Annotated in this window: 16 protein-coding genes and 1 tRNA gene; 11 read left to right on the top strand and 6 right to left on the bottom strand. The window is 60.1% G+C overall.

Features of this window, described 5'->3' with window-relative positions:
• Positions 1-2 precede the first annotated feature (2 nt).
• A complete protein-coding gene (locus tag CXQ93_RS11115) occupies positions 3-1,397 on the top strand; it encodes a 3-oxoacyl-ACP reductase (RefSeq protein WP_104110487.1) in 1,395 nt (464 codons plus the stop codon).
• Positions 1,394-2,314: a MaoC/PaaZ C-terminal domain-containing protein gene (locus CXQ93_RS11110; protein ID WP_104110486.1), complete on the top strand. Its 921-nt coding sequence runs from the start codon at positions 1,394-1,396 to the stop codon at positions 2,312-2,314. Before CXQ93_RS11115 ends, CXQ93_RS11110 begins: the two co-directional genes overlap by 4 nt.
• Here the strand turns inward: CXQ93_RS11110 and CXQ93_RS11105 are convergent.
• The 3 genes from CXQ93_RS11105 to CXQ93_RS11095 all read right to left on the bottom strand — a co-directional run bounded on the left by CXQ93_RS11105 (position 2,311) and on the right by CXQ93_RS11095 (position 5,413).
• Complete coding sequence (locus tag CXQ93_RS11105) at positions 2,311-4,167, bottom strand: alpha/beta-hydrolase family protein (RefSeq protein WP_104110485.1); 1,857 nt, start codon at positions 4,165-4,167, stop codon at positions 2,311-2,313. The two genes, CXQ93_RS11110 and CXQ93_RS11105, sit on opposite strands and share 4 nt — an antisense overlap.
• An 86-nt stretch (positions 4,168-4,253) precedes the next feature.
• Positions 4,254-5,063: a DUF2786 domain-containing protein gene (locus CXQ93_RS11100; RefSeq protein WP_181036130.1), complete on the bottom strand. Its 810-nt coding sequence runs from the start codon at positions 5,061-5,063 to the stop codon at positions 4,254-4,256.
• Between the two features lie 267 nt (positions 5,064-5,330).
• Positions 5,331-5,413, bottom strand: a tRNA-Leu gene (locus CXQ93_RS11095).
• A 189-nt stretch (positions 5,414-5,602) separates the two neighbouring features.
• On the opposite strand from CXQ93_RS11095, the gene CXQ93_RS11090 reads away from it, so the two are divergent.
• Both CXQ93_RS11090 and CXQ93_RS11085 read left to right on the top strand, forming a co-directional pair.
• Positions 5,603-6,907 carry a M20/M25/M40 family metallo-hydrolase gene (locus tag CXQ93_RS11090; RefSeq protein WP_104110483.1) on the top strand — a complete coding sequence of 435 codons (1,305 nt, stop codon included), beginning with the start codon at positions 5,603-5,605 and terminating at the stop codon, positions 6,905-6,907.
• Positions 6,908-6,920: 13 nt separating this feature from the next.
• On the top strand, positions 6,921-8,078 hold the full coding sequence (locus CXQ93_RS11085) for an acyl-CoA dehydrogenase family protein (RefSeq protein ID WP_104110482.1): 1,158 nt from the start codon (positions 6,921-6,923) through the stop codon (positions 8,076-8,078).
• Positions 8,079-8,181: 103 nt separating this feature from the next.
• Here the strand turns inward: CXQ93_RS11085 and CXQ93_RS11080 are convergent, their stop codons facing one another.
• Positions 8,182-8,424 carry a DUF5703 family protein gene (locus CXQ93_RS11080; RefSeq protein WP_104110481.1) on the bottom strand — a complete coding sequence of 81 codons (243 nt, stop codon included), beginning with the start codon at positions 8,422-8,424 and terminating at the stop codon, positions 8,182-8,184.
• A 193-nt stretch (positions 8,425-8,617) separates the two neighbouring features.
• Between CXQ93_RS11080 and CXQ93_RS11075 the strand changes: the two genes are divergently transcribed.
• Complete coding sequence (locus CXQ93_RS11075) at positions 8,618-8,908, top strand: hypothetical protein (protein WP_104110480.1); 291 nt, start codon at positions 8,618-8,620, stop codon at positions 8,906-8,908.
• Between the two features lie 109 nt (positions 8,909-9,017).
• Here the strand turns inward: CXQ93_RS11075 and CXQ93_RS11070 are convergent, their stop codons facing one another.
• Positions 9,018-9,953: an aldo/keto reductase gene (locus CXQ93_RS11070; protein WP_104110479.1), complete on the bottom strand. Its 936-nt coding sequence runs from the start codon at positions 9,951-9,953 to the stop codon at positions 9,018-9,020.
• 92 nt (positions 9,954-10,045) lie between these two features.
• Here CXQ93_RS11070 and CXQ93_RS11065 point away from each other — a divergent pair, with 92 nt between their 5' ends.
• Together CXQ93_RS11065 and mshC are read left to right on the top strand one after the other, a co-directional pair.
• Complete coding sequence (locus tag CXQ93_RS11065) at positions 10,046-10,882, top strand: undecaprenyl-diphosphate phosphatase (RefSeq protein WP_104110478.1); 837 nt, start codon at positions 10,046-10,048, stop codon at positions 10,880-10,882.
• 233 nt (positions 10,883-11,115) lie between these two features.
• The gene (gene mshC / locus CXQ93_RS11060; protein ID WP_104110477.1) at positions 11,116-12,405 is read left to right on the top strand and encodes a cysteine--1-D-myo-inosityl 2-amino-2-deoxy-alpha-D-glucopyranoside ligase; all 1,290 of its coding nucleotides are present in this window, start codon (positions 11,116-11,118) and stop codon (positions 12,403-12,405) included.
• A 105-nt stretch (positions 12,406-12,510) separates the two neighbouring features.
• Here mshC and CXQ93_RS11055 read toward each other — a convergent pair whose 3' ends face one another.
• Positions 12,511-13,401, bottom strand: coding sequence for a PAC2 family protein (locus CXQ93_RS11055; RefSeq protein ID WP_373418223.1), 891 nt, complete (start codon positions 13,399-13,401; stop codon positions 12,511-12,513).
• A gap of 97 nt (positions 13,402-13,498) precedes the next feature.
• Between CXQ93_RS11055 and CXQ93_RS11050 the strand changes: the two genes are divergently transcribed.
• The 4 genes from CXQ93_RS11050 to arc all read left to right on the top strand — a co-directional run bounded on the left by CXQ93_RS11050 (position 13,499) and on the right by arc (position 18,450).
• Positions 13,499-14,236: an HAD family phosphatase gene (locus CXQ93_RS11050; RefSeq protein WP_104110475.1), complete on the top strand. Its 738-nt coding sequence runs from the start codon at positions 13,499-13,501 to the stop codon at positions 14,234-14,236.
• Entirely contained in the window at positions 14,233-15,393 is a 1,161-nt protein-coding gene (locus CXQ93_RS11045; protein ID WP_258068861.1) for a site-2 protease family protein, read from the top strand. The genes CXQ93_RS11050 and CXQ93_RS11045 overlap by 4 nt, the downstream gene beginning before the upstream one ends.
• A 126-nt stretch (positions 15,394-15,519) precedes the next feature.
• Complete coding sequence (locus CXQ93_RS11040) at positions 15,520-16,584, top strand: tRNA (adenine-N1)-methyltransferase (RefSeq protein ID WP_104110474.1); 1,065 nt, start codon at positions 15,520-15,522, stop codon at positions 16,582-16,584.
• Positions 16,585-16,653: 69 nt separating this feature from the next.
• A complete protein-coding gene (gene arc / locus CXQ93_RS11035) occupies positions 16,654-18,450 on the top strand; it encodes a proteasome ATPase (RefSeq protein ID WP_104110473.1) in 1,797 nt (598 codons plus the stop codon).
• Positions 18,451-18,458 lie beyond the last annotated feature (8 nt).

The raw sequence follows: 18,458 nt of genomic DNA, 5'->3' as shown, positions 1-18,458 counted from the left end.
CCATGAGCCCGCAGAACAAGCAGAACAGCCAGAGCAAAACATCCGCGCTACACGAAAAGACTGACAAGTACACCGAATTCGTCAGCCGCGGATTCGGCAAGGATTTGGCCAAGCGACTAGGCCTGCCCCAGCCTGCCGTGCTGCGCCGCTACACGCCCAATGGCCCTCTGGTGCAGGGGCCCATCCTGGTCCTAGGCCAAGGAGCAGGGGCCGACGCCGTTGCCCAGGTGTTGCTCGATTGGCACCAAGATGTGCGCAGGCATGCGACGCCCAAGGAAAAGTTGGGTGCCATTGTGGCCGTCTTGGATGAACTCGAACACCCGGACCAGTTGTCTACACCCATGCTTGCCCTAGGAGCTGCGCTACGTGACTTGAACAAGAACGCGCGCGTGGTCACCGTTTCTCGTGTGGCATCAATCAGCGACGCACCCGCAGTGGCTGCTGCTAGAAACGGTGTCGATGGGATTGTGCGCTCACTGGCCAAGGAGCTGCGTGCCGGAGCCACGGCCAACGGCATCCTGTTGGCTAATGACATTGCCGCACAAGCACCCAGTGCAGTCGCAGCGTTGCGTTTCTTCCTCTCGGCCCGATCGGCCTTTGTGGACGGACAATTCCTCACGGCGTCCTCAGCTGGTTCCACAGCGGCACCTGACTGGGACAAGCCATTGAACGGCTCCGTGGCGGTTGTGACTGGTGCGGCCCGGGGGATTGGTGCCTCCATCGCCCGCACACTTGCCCGCGATGGAGCTACTGTTCTGGTGGTAGACGTGCCAGCAGCGGGCGATCACCTAGCCGCCGTTGCCAATGAAATCCACGGCACGGCGCTCCAGTTGGACATTACCAGCCTGGACGCCGGTGAGCGGATCCTTGAGCATGCCATCTCCCGTTATGGGCGGTTGGATATTGTGGTGCATAACGCCGGCATCACCCGCGATAAACTTCTGGCCAACATGGATGCCGCCAAATGGGATTCGGTCATAGCCGTCAATATCGCCTCCCAGCTGCGCATGAATGAAGCATTCTTGGCCAGCAGCGATTTCGCTAACAACCCGCGTATCATCAGCGTTGCCTCCACCAGTGGGATAGCTGGCAACCGTGGACAAAGTAACTACGCAGCCTCGAAGGCAGGTGTCATGGGCATGGTGCGTTCCACGGCGCCGTTGTTGAGTGAACGAGGTGGCACCGTGAACGCCGTCGCGCCTGGCTTTATTGAGACCGACATGACGGCAAAGATCCCCTTCGCCACACGGGAAGTGGCCCGACGACTGAACAGCCTTCAACAGGGTGGCAAGCCCAGCGACGTGGCCGAGGCCATTGCATTCTTTGCCCAGCCTCAGGCAGCCGGGGTCACGGCAAACGTGCTGAGGGTGTGCGGACAGAATATGGTGGGGCAATGAGCGAGCCAACTCTGCTGAGCGAAATGCCGTCACTGTCCAAGCTGTACGTCAATGCTGCGGCCATGGCCGCCAAGGGCAAAGTTCTGCGCAGTGAGCCTGTTGTGGCACTGCCATCACGGGCAGTGGAGGTTCGTGGTGTGCGGGCTGATCTGGCCAAGGTTACGGAGTTTGCGCACCTGATGGGGGAACCGGCCCGCGATCTGTTGCCTTCGGGCTATCTGCACGCTTTAGCGTTCCCCGTGGCTATGACTGTCATGGTTCAGGATGATTTTCCACTGCCTCTTCTGGGGATGATTCACCTGCGCAATCAGGTGGAGCACGTGGCTCCGGTGTTGTTCACCGATGAGCTGTCTGTACGGGCCTGGGCACGTGATTTGGCGGGCCACAGAAGCGGTACGCAGGTGCAGCTCGTGGCGGAAATTCATAATGTTGACGGTACGCAGCTGTTGTGGCGCGGCGTTTCAACTTACCTAGCCAAGGGAGTTTTTCTCCCCGGTCTGGACAAGCCGACGCTGGACAGGCCGACGGCAGCCGCCGAGCGCGTTGATTTTGTGCCACCCGTACCCACGGCGCAGTGGCAGCTGGGCGTTGATACGGGGCGGGCCTATGCGGCGGTCTCGGGTGATTTCAATCCGATCCACCTGAGCGTGCTGACAGCGAAGGCGTTGGGCCTGCGGCGTTCCATTGCCCACGGCATGTATGCAGCTTCACGCGTTCTGGCCACGGTTCCGCAGTCCAAGCCGCACTCCTTTAACTGGGATATCAGCTTTGACTCGCCCATGTTCTTGCCGGCCACCGTGTCTTTGGAGGTCCTGGACCACAGGACCAGCGACGGCGTCTGGCTGAGTTCGGAGTTCACCGCCTGGAACGCACGCAGTGCACGAAAGTATTTCAGCGGCACCGTGACCGCCGCCTAATTTGTCATTGACTCTTCGTACGGGTAGGCCGCAATGATGGCTTGAATGCGGGCCAGTGCTGGTTGGTCCAGGCCGCTGGGGGAGACCCCATTCCAGGCCTGGACCGCCACGTCGCCAAAGTTATGGCCGTGGCTGGCGGGGACAGCCTCGCCCATGAACATGTCAAAGGCAACCTGCAAGTAGGTGATCAGCGGGATCCAGCGCATGGAATCGCTGACGTCTGGGGCGCGGCCACTGTTGGTGGAGCTTCCTGCGAGCCAGTCTGGTTTCTGCCAGATCAGCGCAGGAGTCAACCAAGTTACAGCGTCGGTTCCATGTTGCAGATATGCCACACGGGCCGGTTCCCAAGCACTGGTCAACTTCTCGAAGTCGCCATTGTTGGACAGCCAGCGCACGTTCCGCCCGCCGTCGAACACTGGCTGCCACACTGGCGAGCCTGAATCGCGATTGGCCTGCAGCGTGCCCCATGGCTGGGAGTTGTTCGGGGCCCCTGAAAAGACCGCCCCGTCAATGTTAGTGGTCAGATCCTCAATGCTGGAAAATGCGGATTGCATTCCAGAGGCGCCCAAGCTGAGCCCATAGACCAGCAGTTCGGGGCGTTTGGCTTCCGGCAATGATTCCCATTCCGCCTTCACTGCGCTGTACAGTGCCTGTGCTGATGCGCGTGGGAGATCCTGATGGAAGAGGAACGATACCCAGCTGGGTTGGTAGGAATACTGCATGGAGACTATGGCTGTATCGCCGCCGTGAAGGTACTCCAGTGAGTCAACGGCTTGGCGCTCCAGCCAGCCTGATCCTGTGGGAGTGGCAATCATGAGGGTGCTGCGGCTAAACGCGCCCGTCCGTTTGAGCTCTGCCACGGCTACCTTAGCGCGGTCCGCCATGGAGGTTTCTTGGCTGGATCCCACATAGACACGCACCGGGTCCTTGGCCGGAGCCCTAGTGAGCGCCTCAATGGTGGCTGCCGTGGGGCCGCCACCCACGAAGGCACGGCCCTGCATGCCCAGCTTCTCCCACTCAACGGCGGATTGGCTGCCAGCGGATCGGAACTCCGAGTCAGGTTCGGTGACGCCTGCCGGTGTGGTGTTGTTGCGAGCTGAGTAGACGCGATCTGTGCCCAACAGCGCACCAGAGACCAGGAGTGTCAAGGCCAGCGCCGCTGTGAGAGCCCCGGTGAGCAGTCCGCCAGCTGTTTCGATGCGTGAACGCGAGGCAGGACGCACAGGTGTAGGCACAGTTGCTTGCACGGATGTAGGCAAGGACGCGGTCGGGCTCTCACCGGACCCCGACTTCTGAAGCAAGCGCTGAGTCCAGTGCCGGCCCAGCGCCGCCATCTTCCGTAAACCTCGGTGGACGCCAAAGACTATTGCGCCCACTATTATGGCGACTACGAAGAATGTACCCAGTTCCAAGCCATCCACGGGCGCCATCTCTACTTTGGCGCGAACATCGTTCTGCCATTCCACGGCAAGAATGCCCACCACTGCAACATAGATGCCACCTATGGCGCCCGCAGCTGGCCAAACCCACAATGGCGGTGCGGTGGGCCCTGACGCGGCAGGACCAGTGGCGGGGGAAGCTGAAACCACGGGGGCCGCAGTATCAGAGGCTGACGCAGCCGGAGCAGCAGCCGCTGACCGCCTAGTAACGGCAGCCAGCCGCCGGCGGGCAATAAAAGCAGCCACCGTTCGCCATAGCCACGACGCCGCCAGGTACGCTAGACCGAAGCTCAAACCGGCCAAGAATCCCTGAAAGAGGGCAGGTCGTGGGACCAGTGATGGAGTCAGCGCCAAGCCCACTGCGGCGACGGCCGCGATGAGCCCGGCAATCCTGGCTGATTTGGGGTGATTCATGGATGAGCTGAGCCTTCTTACTGCGTTCTAACGGCGTGCCGAGTGGAAGTATCAGCCTAGCTGCTCACGCTTCCCCTGCACCTTCTTCACACGTCCAATGAGTGGCGTGCCGCAGCATTCACTTCACTGCTGACGCGCGCCATGGTTCCGGCATATTTGCCGGCTGAATGAGCCGTTGTTGACCCCATTGACATGCTCTGTCGGCGTGCGGCGCGAAGAACCGGATACAACATGGTGACGTGCTCATCCGCACGATCCCGGCGGCTGGCCAAGACCAATTCATTGCCGGGACCGCCGGAGGCAACTTCGTCGCTGTAGATAGCGGCAATTCTTTCGGCCACAGTGAGGAGGAAGCCAAGCTGGAACTGCCGGCGTTCCAAGGTTTTCTCATGTGCGGAGAGGAAGTTCTTATAGGGATAGTTCAGCCACCAGACTCGCATGGCGGCTTCGAGCTGGAGCCGCAATGAGCTGAACAGCCGCAGCACTTGGGCAACATCGGATTCCGCCCCAATTAGATACAGGATCTTTGCCGTGGTGGAGTTGGCCTGCAAAACACGAATAGTGTTAAACGCCAAGGCGATGGATGTGAAGCCGCGTGCTTGCCCCACCCGGTATTGCCCGCCAAACTCAACCTGTTCCTCCACAATGGGCTCTTGCGGCTTGCCCAACTTACCTGCTTCGGCGTCAATGCTGGCCTGTTCAATCCCGTAGCGGACCATGAGCCGCTCAGCGTGCTCCTGAAAGGCTTGAGCTTCAGCGGGGAAGGGCGTGCTCTCCGCTTTGGCCAGTAGTTTGGTGATGAGTTTGAGGGTCTTGGCCGTTTTCTCTGGCTTGACAGCTATCTTCGGCTCTCCAGCATCCTCGGTCTGGCAGCCGTCTTCGGTCTCTGTCTTCATGATGAAGCGCTCCTTTGCTCTGCCGCCGTGTGCCGTGTGCACCTGCTGTGCTGGGGCCAAAGTAAACCGGCTGTCCATTGATAGGCACTCTAAGGTGAGGCACTGACATTTAACATTTAAGGCTGACTCTCAAGACTCAACTTTAAGGTTCAGGGGTTGGGAAAAGTATTGAGGTGACCTTGCGCACAGTCACCCAGAATCTGTTTGTGAAAGAAAAAAAACCAAAAAAGACTCCCTGAGAACCGAAGTTCTCAGGGAGTCTAACCGTGCGCGAGAAGGGACTTGAACCCTCACCCCGTTTCCAGGACCAGCACCTCAAGCTGGCGCGTCTGCCATTCCGCCACTCGCGCAGGTGATGTCCGGAGCAATTCATCCTTGCGGTTGAATCGTTGTCTCCGTCAGCAGCGATGAAAACAATAGCATGACTTTTGCCAGAAACACCAATCGAGGGCTGGGGTCCAAATTTGTCATCCAAAAAGCATGCGATTGGGCGCGAAGGTAGGCTGGAGAAAACGCCCCAAAGCTTAAGGAGTTTTCCCGTGAACACCATCAGGCCCGAGGATGAAGTTGCCGGCATCTGCGCCGATCTCATTCGTTTCGACACCAGTAACTATGCCGATAACGAAGGCCCGGGGGAGCGCGCCATTGCCGAGCACACCGCCGCGTTGATTTCTGAGGTTGGCTATTCGCCCGAGGTATACGAGTCCTCTCCTGGCCGCGCCAATGTGGTGACTCGCATTGAAGGGACCGATTCCAGCTTGCCGGCCCTGATCGTGCATGGGCACCTGGACGTTGTTCCTGCAGAAGCCAGCGACTGGAGTGTTGATCCTTTTGGCGGTGAAGAAAAGGACGGCTTGATCTGGGGCCGAGGCGCCGTCGATATGAAGGACATGGACGCCATGATGCTTTCGGTCATGCGTTCCATGGGCAGAGACGGCCGCAAGCCCAAGCGTGACATCATCTTCGGTTTCTTTGCCGATGAGGAGGCCGGAGGAACGTACGGCGCCCGTTGGACGGTGGATAACCGCCCCGACCTCTTTGAGGGTGCCACCGAAGCCATCTCGGAGGTGGGCGGCTTCTCCACCGAGATCAACGGCAAGCGAGCCTATTTGTTGCAGACCGCTGAAAAGGGTCTGGCGTGGTTGCGGTTGACGGCACACGGCCGCGCCGGTCACGGTTCACACATCAACACCGATAACGCTGTGACCCGGCTGGCCCGGGCAGTGACTCGGATCGGTGACCACGAATGGCCCATTGAGTACACGGACACCACCCGGGCGTTCCTTGAAGGCGTGTCCGAGCTGACCGGCGTCGAATTTGACGAATCCAACCCGCAAACGCTGCTGAGCCAGCTCGGTACGGTGTCACGATTCGTTGGTGCAACACTGCAAAACACGGCCAACCCCACCTATCTCAAGAGTGGCTACAAGGCTAATGTGATTCCTGGTACGGCCGAGGCCATGATCGATATTCGGACGCTTCCGGGTCAGCACGAACATGTTCTTGAGCTGGTGCGTGAACTGGCCGGCGATGGCATCGATATCTCCACCATCCACAACGATGTCTCCCTGGAAACTCCCTTTGCCGGCAATTTGGTGGACGCCATGATCGATTCACTCCATACGGAGGATCCGGGTTCCACAGTGTTGCCGTACACGTTATCTGGCGGCACGGACAATAAGTCCCTGAGCCGTCTGGGCATCACCGGCTATGGATTTGCTCCGCTGCAGCTGCCGGCCGAGCTGGACTTCACTGGCATGTTCCATGGGGTCGATGAGCGTGTTCCGGTGGACTCGCTGAAATTTGGCAGCCGCGTGCTGGACCGTTTACTGAGCAACTACTAAAAGGCATTGTGCCATGAGCGTTGAGCTAAATGAGCTGCTCCCTGATGAGCTGCTAGAGCGTTTCCGCGTCCGCGCCAAGGGCTATGACGAGCGCAATGAGTTCTTCCATGAAGATCTCGCGGAGCTGAAGTCGCTGGGGTACTTGCGCATGTTCGCTTCCGAGGACGACGGCGGACTGGGCTTTAGTCTGGAACAGGTCGCCGCCGCGCAACGTAGGTTGGCAACGGCGGCCCCGGCTACGGCGTTGGCCATCAACATGCACTTGGTGTGGACCGGCGTCGCCCATCTGTTGGCGCAGCGCGGGGACGATTCCTTGCACTTTGTCCTAGAAGAAGCTGTGGCGGGGGAGGTCTTCGCCTTTGGCAACTCGGAGGCGGGCAACGATTCGGTGCTGTTCGATTCCACCACGGTGGCTGCGCCTCTGGGGGACGGCAGCTACAGCTTCACCGGCACCAAGATCTTCACATCGCTTTCGCCAGCCTGGACTCGTCTGGGCATCTTCGGCAAGGACACTTCGGGGCAGGAGCCCATGTTGGTTCATGCCTTCATCACCCGCGAGACGCCCGGCTACACCATTCTGGACGACTGGAACACCCTGGGCATGCGGGCCAGCCAGTCGAACACGACAGTGCTCGACGGCGTGGTGGCCCCGGCGGAGCGCGTGTTCCGGAAGCTTCCCGTGGGGCCAACGGCCGACGCGTTGATCTTCTCCATTTTTGCTTGCTTTGAGACGTTGCTTGCCGCCGTCTACACGGGGCTGGGGGAGCGGGCGCTGGCGATTGGGGTGGCAACTGTTCATCAGCGCCGATCCAAGAAATCGGGCAAGAGCTATGCGCAGGATCCTGATATTCGCTGGCGTATTGCCGATGCGGCCCTGGCCATGGATGGGCTGTACCCGCAACTAGTCGCTGTGGCTCGGGACGTGGACAATCTGGTTGATCACGGTAGCCAATGGTTCCCGAAGATGGTGGGCCTGAAGGTTCGTGCCACGGAGACTGCACGCACGGTAGTGGATTTGATCATCCGTGTCAGCGGTGGCAGTAGCTACTTTGCAGGAAACGAACTGGGCCGGTTGTACCGAGACGTACTTGCGGGGATGTTCCATCCCTCGGATGACGAATCGGCGCACGCCACCATTGCCAGCGCCTGGTTGGGTCCAGTTGAGGACTGAAGTTGAGGACTGAAGTTGAGGACTGCAGTGGAGGGCTGCAGTGGAGGACTGCAGTTCAGGCGTGGACGGACGACTGAACTCCAGGTCAGCCATGCCGGAGGGTTTAGGAGTAGATGTCCAGCGTCCGTTGGACCCGCAGTACTTTGCGCCGCATCACGTATTTGCGGTGGCCGCCCATATAAAGGGTGCTGCGGGCCAGCTCCCACTTGCCGTATTCGGCATGTTCGCGGAGCCGCTGGTAGGCGGTGGGGACGGATTCGTCACGGGAAACCGTGATTTCTAAGTATTCGTACTGACGCAGAGGTGCTCCTGGGCCTGACTGCGTTGGCGTGAGGGTCTCCCGCATAGGTGGTCCTTCTCTGTCTAGGCCAATGTCCGTGAGCCATCGTCACCGACACCAACATTGCTTGCGCCATCCGCACCTGCCGGTGGCGTTCAAAGTGTGCTTCTTCACACCAAGGTACCCGTGTTTTCTATGAATTTCTCTTACTCGTGAGAAGGACTTTCAAGTTGCCGGGCACACTGGTACCGTCAATCGCATGAGCATTGATCCCCGCGCAGCCCTGAGTGCCCTCACAACCGCATTAGAAGAACATTTGGTGGCAGCTTCGGCTCGCCGCGGGGAGGAAGACCCTATTGTTGAAGCAACCTTTTTGGGCATCATCGATGCCTTTGAAGCGTATGAAGAAGCCCTTTTTGATGCCTTTGATGAGGTGACACCGTTGGTCATCTACGGTGAGGACGGTGAAGAGGGCGATTTTGATGACGAAGACGATCAGGAATCCGATGACGATTCCATCGATTCAGACGCCAGCAAGGCAGCCGAGTAAAACCGCGCTTACTAGTAACACAGCGCTTTGCTGAGAGTCATAAAGAAGCCCGTCGGGAGTTATCCCGGCGGGCTTCTTTATGGTCTGCAGCGGATGAGGACAGCTGGGATCAGGACAGTTGCGAAACCTCGTTGAGGACTGTCACGATCTGTTCAGGCAACGGATCAAGCGAGGACGTAAGAATGTCGGCCAGCTGTTCGTGGGTTCGTGGGCCAACGACGGCGGAGGCCACGGCATGATGTTCAAGGAGCCAGCTGAGGGCCACATCCAGCGGTGCACGCCCGAGCCCCTTGGCTGCTGTGATTAAGGCTTCGGTGATGCGGGATGGGCGTCCGTCCAAATACTTTTCAACGTAACCAGCCATGGTGCTGCTGGCCCCGCGTGAGTCGGAGGGGATCTGACCCCGGTACTTGCCCGTCAAGACACCACGCCCCAGTGGAGCCCAGCACAAGAGGCCGGCACCCAGATGTTCGGCTGCCGGGACCAGCTCGCGCTCTGCCTCTCGCGCCAGCAGGGAATACTCCACCTGGTTGGCAATCAGCGGAGTCTCGCACAGGGTTGCTGCACGCGCCAGCTGCCAACCGTTGTAGTTGGAGACACCTGCATAGCGGACCCGGCCGCTACTGACGGCATATTCTAGGGCTCCCAGCGTCTCTTCCAAGGGAACATTGGCATCCCATACGTGCGCCAGCCACAAATCCAAATGGTCTGTGCCCAGACGGGCCAGTGAGGCATCCAGCCCGGCGAGCATGGCGCGCCGAGACGTGTCCACCATACGTTTGTCGTTGCGATGGCTGACGCCAGCTTTGGAGATTAACACCACATCACTGCGGGAAACGACATCCCCCAACAGTTCACCCAGGATTGCTTCGCTGCGTCCCTCTACGTAACTGACGGCCGTGTCCACCGTGGTGCCGCCGGCGTCCACGAAACCTCGCATTTGCGCTCGGGCCGTGTCAGCGCTGGTTTCGTTTCCCCAAGTCATTGTGCCCAGGGTCAAGGCAGAAACGCGCAGTCCGCTGGTGCCCATGAATCTTTGTTCCATAGCTGCAAGCTTACGGGGAATTACCTGCGTGTTTTGCGCGGAGCGTGGCTTAGTGGGCCCCGACGCCCCAAGCATGCTTTAGGCTGAAACCCGTGAACTGGTTTGAAGCTGCCTTCTTAGGCCTTGTCCAGGGCCTGACTGAATTCCTCCCGATTTCTTCAAGTGCCCATCTCTTTATCGTCGGTAAATTCTTGCCCTCGGGGGAAGACCCCGGCGCGGCGTTTACCGCCGTTAGTCAACTTGGCACGGAAACGGCCGTGCTGCTGTACTTCTGGCGCGATATTGTCCGCATCATCAAAGCGTGGTGGGGATCGCTGCGGGGGCGGGTGCCACGCACAGATCCGGACGTCCGCATGGGCTGGCTGGTCATCCTCGGTAGCCTGCCCATTGCCCTGCTGGGCGTGCTGTTTCAAAGCCACATTGAATCCACGCTCCGGAACCTGTGGCTCGTTGCCACAACCCTCATTGTCTTTGGTTTGATCCTCGCCGTGGCTGACCACGTGGCCAGCCAGAAACGTGAACTCAAAGACCTCAGCCTCAAACACGGCATCATCTACGGCTTTGCCCAAGCGTTGGCCTTGATCCCCGGCGTGTCCCGCTCTGGCGGCACAATCACAGCCGGTCTGCTCATGGGCTATACCCGAGAAGCTGCCGCCCGCTACGCCTTCCTGCTGGCCATCCCCGCAGTCTTTGCCAGTGGGTTCTACGAACTGTTCAAGATCTTTGCCAAGCACGAAGGAGCCGCTGGTCCCTTCGGCATTGGTGAAACCATCCTGGCCACGGCGGTTGCCTTTGGTGTGGGATATCTCATCATCGGCTGGTTCCTCAAATATATTTCGACTAAGAGCTTCCGGCCCTTTGTCTGGTATCGCATCGGCTTAGGCCTGCTGCTGTTCATCCTTCTGGGAACCAACGTCATCACCCCCTAACCCAGGGTCCTGTCATTCAAAGGCGCTGCCAACATGCTGGCAGCGCCTTTTCTATGCCCTAGCCCGCCTCCCAAACCTCGCTTCGCTCGCTTTGGGTCCCTCGGCGGTTAGCGCCTAGCCCGCCTCCCAAACCTCGCTTCGCTCGCTTTGGGTCCCTCGGCGGTTAGCGCCTAGCCCGCCTCCCAAACCTCGCTTCGCTCGCTTTGGGTCCCTCGGCGGTTAGGCTTGACCCTGTGAAAACTTGGAAGTCCCACGCCCTGCCCCAGCTGCCCGGCACCATGGGTGCCCTAGCGCTGCATGAAACCACCGCGCAGAAAGTGGTGGCCCTGCCGGACACCGGCCCTGCCAGCATGTACGTCTGCGGCATCACCCCCTACGACGCCACCCACATGGGTCACGCCGCCACCTATGTGGCCTTCGACCTGCTTAACCGTGCCTGGCGCGACGCCGATCGCACCGTGAGCTACGTGCAAAACGTCACTGACATAGACGATCCGCTTCTGGAACGAGCAACCCGCGACGGCGTCGACTGGCGAGAGCTCGCAGCCTCCCAGACAGCGCTGTTCCATGCCGACATGGAGGCGCTGAACGTTCTGGCCCCTGACCACTACATTGGTGCTGTTGAAGCTATTGAGTGGATCGTGCCCGACATTGAAAAACTGTTGGCCGAAGGAATCGCCTACCCAGTTATGGGAAGCGATGGAGCGCCCGACGGCGACATCTACTTCTCCGTCGAGGCCGCCTCGGCTGCCGAAAAGGTTTCCGGACCCGACGCGCCGTGGTGGCTGGGTCAGGTTTCGGGCATGAGTCAGGAAGAGATGCTTCCCATCTTTGCCGAGCGCGGCGGCGATCCTGCCCGCCCGGGTAAGCGTCACCCGCTCGATGCTTTGCTGTGGCGGGTTGCCCGTGACGGGGAACCGTCATGGGACGGGGCGACCCTGGGCGCTGGCCGTCCCGGCTGGCACATCGAATGTACAGTTATTGCCCAGCGCTTCTTGCCTAAGCCCTTCACGGTGCAAGGTGGCGGCAGTGACTTGGTTTTCCCGCACCACGAGATGGGTGCTGGCCATGCCTACGCCCTGAGCCACACGCCCATGGCATCTCACTACGTGCACACCGCCATGGTTGGTTTGGACGGCGAGAAAATGAGCAAGTCATTGGGTAACTTGGTGCTGGTCTCGCAATTGCGTGCCGACGGCGTTGACCCGGCAGCTATCCGCCTGACGATCTTGGCGAACCACTACCGTAGCGACTGGTTCTGGACGCAGGAGCTGTTGGAATCAGCGCAGGATCGTTTGGAGCGTTGGCGCAAGGCGGCCCCACGGGCCGCTGAAGGTTCCGGCAAGGTGCTGCTGGCTGAACTGCGTGCAGCCCTCTCTGCTGACTTGGATGCGCCACGTGCTCTGGCAGCCGTGGACGAATGGGCCAGGACCTCCACCGTCAGTGATGCCAGTGCAGCTTCCGAGCGGGATGCGTTCCTAGTCTCCGACACCCTTGAGGCACTGCTCGGCATCGAACTCTAGAGCAATCGAGCTCTAGAACAGAAGAGCAGCTATGGGCCGGAGTTTTCTCCGGCCCATAGCTGTCGACTCGGCCCACACCTGTTCCTCAGCCCGGGCCTACCAGCGCTAGGGCTGTTCGTTGCCGCGCTTGCGCAAATAACGTTCAAACTCTTGAGCAATGGATTCGCCAGTAGCCTCGGGCAGCTCCGCGGTGTCCTTGGCTTCTTCAAGCTGCTGAACGTAAGCGGCAATCTCTGGATCTCCGGCTGCTAGCTCGTTGACACCGCGTTCCCAAGCGTGCGCGTCGTCGGCCACCTTGGCGGTGGGTAGAGAAACCTTCAGGAAATCTTCAATCCTGTTCAGCAGCGCTAATTCGGCCTTGGGGGAAGGCGCCTGCGCCACATAGTGCGGAACGGCTGCCCACAGCGAGATGGTGGGCAGCCCCGCCAACAGGGCCACTTCATTAATGACGCCCACAATCCCAATGGGACCTTCATATTGGGAGGCTTCCAACGTCAGGCGCGTGGCGAGTTCCTCGTCGTCGCACGTGGCAGTGACAGGCATGGGACGCGAGTGCGGCACATCGGCCAACAGTGCTCCTACAAGCACCACATAGTTGACTTGGAGCTCGGCGGCCTTGGCGAGCAGCTCAGCTGTGTAAGCGCGCCAGCGGTACGACGGCTCGATGCCGTGCACCAAGATCACATCAATGTTGGTGTCCGGAATGGAAGCCTTGGCGATCTTCGTGATAGGCCACTTGATTTTGTGTCCACCCGTGGACGTCAGGCGAACCTCGGGACGGGTGAATTGGAAGTCGTAATACTCATCGGGTTCAATCACGCCAACCCGCTTCGCGCCCCACAGCCGGTGCAGATATTTGAGCGCGTCACTGGCGGCCTCGCCGGCGTCGTTCCAGCCTTCAAAGGCGGCCAACATGACCGTCACACGGTCTTCGCCTGGTGCGGCTTCCAGAAAAGCTACTGGTTCCTGCGGGTCAACGTCATTGATTCTGCTCACAGTTCTCAGCCTACGGCTCCGCGGTGTTCGCGGCATCACCCACCACGCGCAGTGGACGGAAAACAGTTCCATGGCTCTGGCCCCGTAGACTAGTGGCATGATTTCACCGACTTCTGCGCTAGCCCCCCAAGAGACGTCCGACAGCCTGCCGCTCAAAGCCGTCCTGTGGGACATGGATGGGACCCTGGTGGACACCGAACCGTATTGGATAGCCGCTGAAACAGCCCTGGTTCAGGCTCATGGTGGGCAGTGGAGCCAGGAACAAGCCTTCTCGCTCGTGGGCAATGCTCTCGATGACTCCGCCCGGGTTCTGCAGGGTGCCGGCGTGGATCTTTCCGTCCGCGAGATCATCGATCACCTCTCCAACACCGTGATTGCCGGCATTCGCAAAGAGGTGCCGTGGCGTCCTGGTGCACGGGAATTGCTGGCCGATCTGCGCAACAACAATGTGCGCTGCGCTTTGGTCACCATGAGCGAGCGCCATCTGGCCGCCGAAGTGGTGGCTGCCCTCGATGAGGAGTACTTTGAATTCCTCGTCACCGGCGATGAAGTCACCCACGGCAAGCCGCACCCGGAACCGTATTTGGTGGCTGTGGAGAAACTCCAGCTCACCGACCCCAACCTCACCCTCCTCCACTGCGCGGCGCTGGAAGACTCCGTCCCCGGCGTAGCATCAGCCCTCGCCTCGGGGATGGCCACCATTGCCGTCCCCAACGCTGTGCCCTTGGGCGAGGATGCCCGCCGCACCACGTGGGACACCCTGGTAGGCAAGACGCACGACGACGTCCAAGCAGTTCTCGCTGTCCACGCCGCCTCCGTCGGGGCTGCTCTGTGAGCGGTTCTACCAATGGCGTGAAGACCCGGCGTGAGGGCCTGGTGCTGGGGTCAGTTCGGGGAACGCCCATCATTTTGGCCAACTCCTGGTTCTTTATTGCGGCCGTGACGGTCATGATTTTTGGCCCGCAGCTGCAAAGCAACTTTTCGGGGCTCGGCGGACGCGCTTATCTGGTTGCATTTGCCTATGCATTACTGTTGCTTTTTTCCGTGTTTATCCACGAGCTGGCCCACGCTATGACAGCCAAAATGTACGGCTGGCAGACCCACAAGATTGTCCTGAACCTCTGGGGTGGCCACACCGAATTCGACTTCAGCAAGGCCACACCGGGCAAGGCACTGGTGGTGGCGTTTGCCGGACCCATAGCCAACTTCGTGTTGGCGGGGTTGGGCTTTTTGGTGAAGCTGATACTCCCTGAGGCCACAACGCTGCTGAGCGTGATTTTGCTACTTTTGGCCAACATCTTCATCTGGGCCAATCTACTCATCGGTGCTTTCAACATCCTCCCCGGCCTCCCTCTAGACGGCGGCCGTCTGGTGGAATCCATAGTGTGGAAAACCACTGGCAGCCAGGAGAAGGGCACGGTTGCTGCTGGTTGGGCGGGCCGGATCATCGTGGTGGTTATTGTTGCACTCATGCTGGTGGTGCCGTATCTGCAGGGCCGCCAACCAGATCTGACCACCAGCTTCATTGTGGTCTTGCTGGCGGGCTTTTTGTGGATGGGCGCCTCGGCGTCCATCAAGGGAGCCAGCATGCGCCTGCGGCTGCCGGCCATTAGCGCAGGCTCCCTGGCAACGCCAGCGGTCAGCGCCTCGATTGAATGCACAGTGGCCCAACTGTGGACACTGCGAGGGAAGTTCCCGCAAGAGCCCATTGTGCTTTTTGGTCAGGATGGGCGCCCCACGGCAGTTGTTGACGAGTACGCCTTGGCCCATGTTCCGCCGCAGGCTGCCCTCATCACTCCGGCAAGCGCCGTGGCCCGCACACTGTCCAAGGGGGCCTACGTTCCTGATGAAGCTGCCGGCGTCGAGCTGGTGTCCTATCTAGCCCAACTGCCCGATACCGAATATGCCGTGATCAATCTGGACGGCAAGGTCACCGGACTGCTCAGCCAGGCAAAAGTGGTAGCGGCCATGACCGGCAAGGGTCTGCAATAGTGTCACGCCAACACCTCAGTCACCACAGCTTTTCTCTCTAATCTTTTCTTTTTTAGCATTGCTCTGACATAGCCTTGATGCGGCCCAGCCGCTGACTTTTTGAGCACCAACGTGAGGAATCATCACATGAAGCAAGCCGAAACAACCCAAGAAGCAGCGCAGTCACCGCACGGTGCAGCCGCACGGCGCGGTCCCTTCCGGGCGGGCGAACGCGTGCAGCTCACGGATGAGCGTGGCCGGATGAACACCATCACCTTGACCCCGGGCACGGCGTACCACACGCACAAGGGCTTCTTGAATCACGATCTGCTCATCGGCCAGCCTGAGGGCTCCATGGTAGAGAGCAATGTTGGGCAGCAGTACCAGGCCCTGCGCCCGCTGCTCTCGGACTTCGTGCTGTCCATGCCCCGCGGTGCCGCCGTGGTGTACCCCAAGGATGCCGGCCAGATCATCACCATGGGAGACATCTTCCCCGGTGCTCGCGTGGTCGAAGCCGGTGTTGGTTCCGGTGCACTGTCCATCTCACTGCTGCGTGCAGTTGGCGATAACGGTTACCTGCACTCCTTCGAACGCCGTCAGGAATTTGCCGACATTGCCCGCGGAAACGTCGAGACCATCTTCGGAGGCCCCCACCCGGCCTGGAAGATCTCCCTCGGCGACTTCCAAGATCAGGTAGTTGAGCAGGAAGCCCCCGGTAGCGTTGACCGCGTTGTCCTGGACATGTTGGCTCCTTGGGAGTGCCTTGACGCTGTCGCCACCGTCCTGGCGCCCGGCGGCGTCTGGATCAACTACGTTGCCACCGTGACCCAGCTGTCTCGCACCGCCGAGGCTATCCGCGCCGATGGCCGCTTCACCGAGCCCGACGCGTGGGAATCCATGGTTCGCGGCTGGCACCTTGAAGGTCTGGCCGTGCGCCCGGACCACCGCATGGTGGCCCACACAGGTTTCTTGATGGTGACCCGCCGTCTGGCTGATGGTGTCACCGGCATGACGCCCAAGCGCCGCGCGTCGAAAACCGATTTTGCCCAGGAAGATCTCGATGCGTGGACACCGGCGGCTGTAGGGGAGCGTTCGGTCTCAGACAAGAAGCTGCGCCGCGCCGCACGTGACGCTTCTTCCACCGTGCAGACCAAGCGCAATCAAGAACAGTCAGAGGAAACAGAAACCCGCCAGGACGGCTTCGGCGAGTAGTAGCAGTATGCTCGGCACTACCGGTCAGGCTCGGTTGCGGCGGGTTCCGCTGCGGAAGGACACAAGGTCATGAACGACTCAACGCACTCCACACCCGAAAACCCGCAGGATGGCACCTCGCCAGCTGCGGGCACTCCCGCGCCCGGCTCCCACGGTGCCGCCTACTCAATAGGTCCGGCACAGCAGGCAGTCCTGGAGCGTCAGCTCAACGTGCTCCGGGACAAGGCCCGCAACCTGGACCGCCAGCTCGCCTCGGCAACGGCCAACAACTCCAAGTTGGTGGCTGTGCTAGAAACGGCCAAGACGGAGATCCTCAAGTTGCGATCCGCTTTGGAGCACGACGGCGAGCCGCCCTACAGTTTCGGGACCATCGTCTCGCTGAACCGTCCGTCTTACTCCGCCGGGGCCAGCAGCGCCGTGACCGCGGAGAGCCTGGATGTCTATGCCTCGGGGCGGAAGATGCGCGTTGGGCTGAGCCCCTTGCTGCGCATGAATGATCTCTCCGCCGGGCAGGAAGTCCTGCTCAACGAGGCCTTCACCGTCATTGCGGCCTTGGGTTTTACAGATGTTGGTGAGCTCGTCACCGTCAAGGAACTACTCGGCACCGACCGGGCCATGGTGGTTGGCCGGGCTGATGAGGAGCGGGTACTGCGACTCTCTGGCGCCCTGCAGGGAGCTGTTAAGGTGGGCGATGCCCTCACCATGGACGGCCGCACCGGTTACGCCTTGGAAAAGATTCCGCGTTCAGAGGTAGAGAATCTGATCCTGGAGGAAGTTCCAGACATCTCTTACTCCGACATCGGCGGCCTGGCCTCACAAATCGAGCAGATCCGTGACGCCGTGGAACTTCCCTTCCTCCATCCCGATTTGTACCGCGAACACGGACTCAAGGCGCCCAAGGGCATCCTGCTCTACGGCCCTCCCGGCTGTGGCAAGACGCTCATTGCCAAAGCCGTGGCCAACTCGCTGGCGCAACGAGCCGCCGAACGCTCCGGGGTCAAGGACCAAAAGAGTTACTTCTTGAACATCAAGGGCCCGGAGCTGCTGGATAAGTACGTGGGTGAGACTGAACGCCAGATCCGCCTGATCTTCAGCCGCGCCCGCGAAAAGGCATCCGACGGCAGCGCCGTGGTGGTGTTCTTCGACGAGATGGATTCGCTCTTCCGCACCCGTGGCACGGGCGTCTCATCAGATGTGGAAACCACCATCGTGCCACAGCTGCTCAGCGAGATCGACGGCGTCGAACGGCTGGATAACGTGATTGTCATCGGTGCTTCCAACCGTGAGGACATGATTGATCCGGCTATCTTGCGGCCCGGGCGTCTTGACGTCAAAGTGAAGATTCAACGCCCCGACGCTGAGTCGGCGGCGGACATTTTCACAAAATATGTCACCACCTCGCTGCCCTTCCACGCCGACGATCTTGCCGCGAATCACGGAAGTCTGCAGGAAACTGTTGACGCCATGATTCAGCGCACCGTTGAGGCCATGTATGCAACGGACAAGGGCAATGAGTTCCTTGAAGTGACTTATGCCAACGGTGATACCGAGATGCTGTACTTCAAGGATTTCAACTCCGGTGCCGTGATTCAAAACGTGGTGGACCGGGCCAAGAAATACGCCATCAAGGACCTGTTGACCAGCGGTGAGAAGGGCATCCGGATCGAACATATGTTGCGTGCCGTGGTGGATGAGTTCCGTGAGCATGAGGACATGCCCAACACCACTAACCCCGATGACTGGGCTCGGATTTCCGGTAAGAAGGGGGAACGGATCACCTACATCCGCACCATCGTGCAGAGCAAGGAAGGCCAGATCCCTGGCCGGACGTTAGAAACGCTGCCGAACACCGGACAGTACCTGTGAGTGCCATT

The sequence above is a fragment of the Arthrobacter sp. N199823 genome, from assembly GCF_002929705.1.
In the GTDB taxonomy this organism is placed as follows: domain Bacteria; phylum Actinomycetota; class Actinomycetes; order Actinomycetales; family Micrococcaceae; genus Specibacter.
The sequence above is the reverse complement of the archived record's forward strand: the minus strand, read 5'-3'. Positions and strand labels throughout refer to the sequence as shown.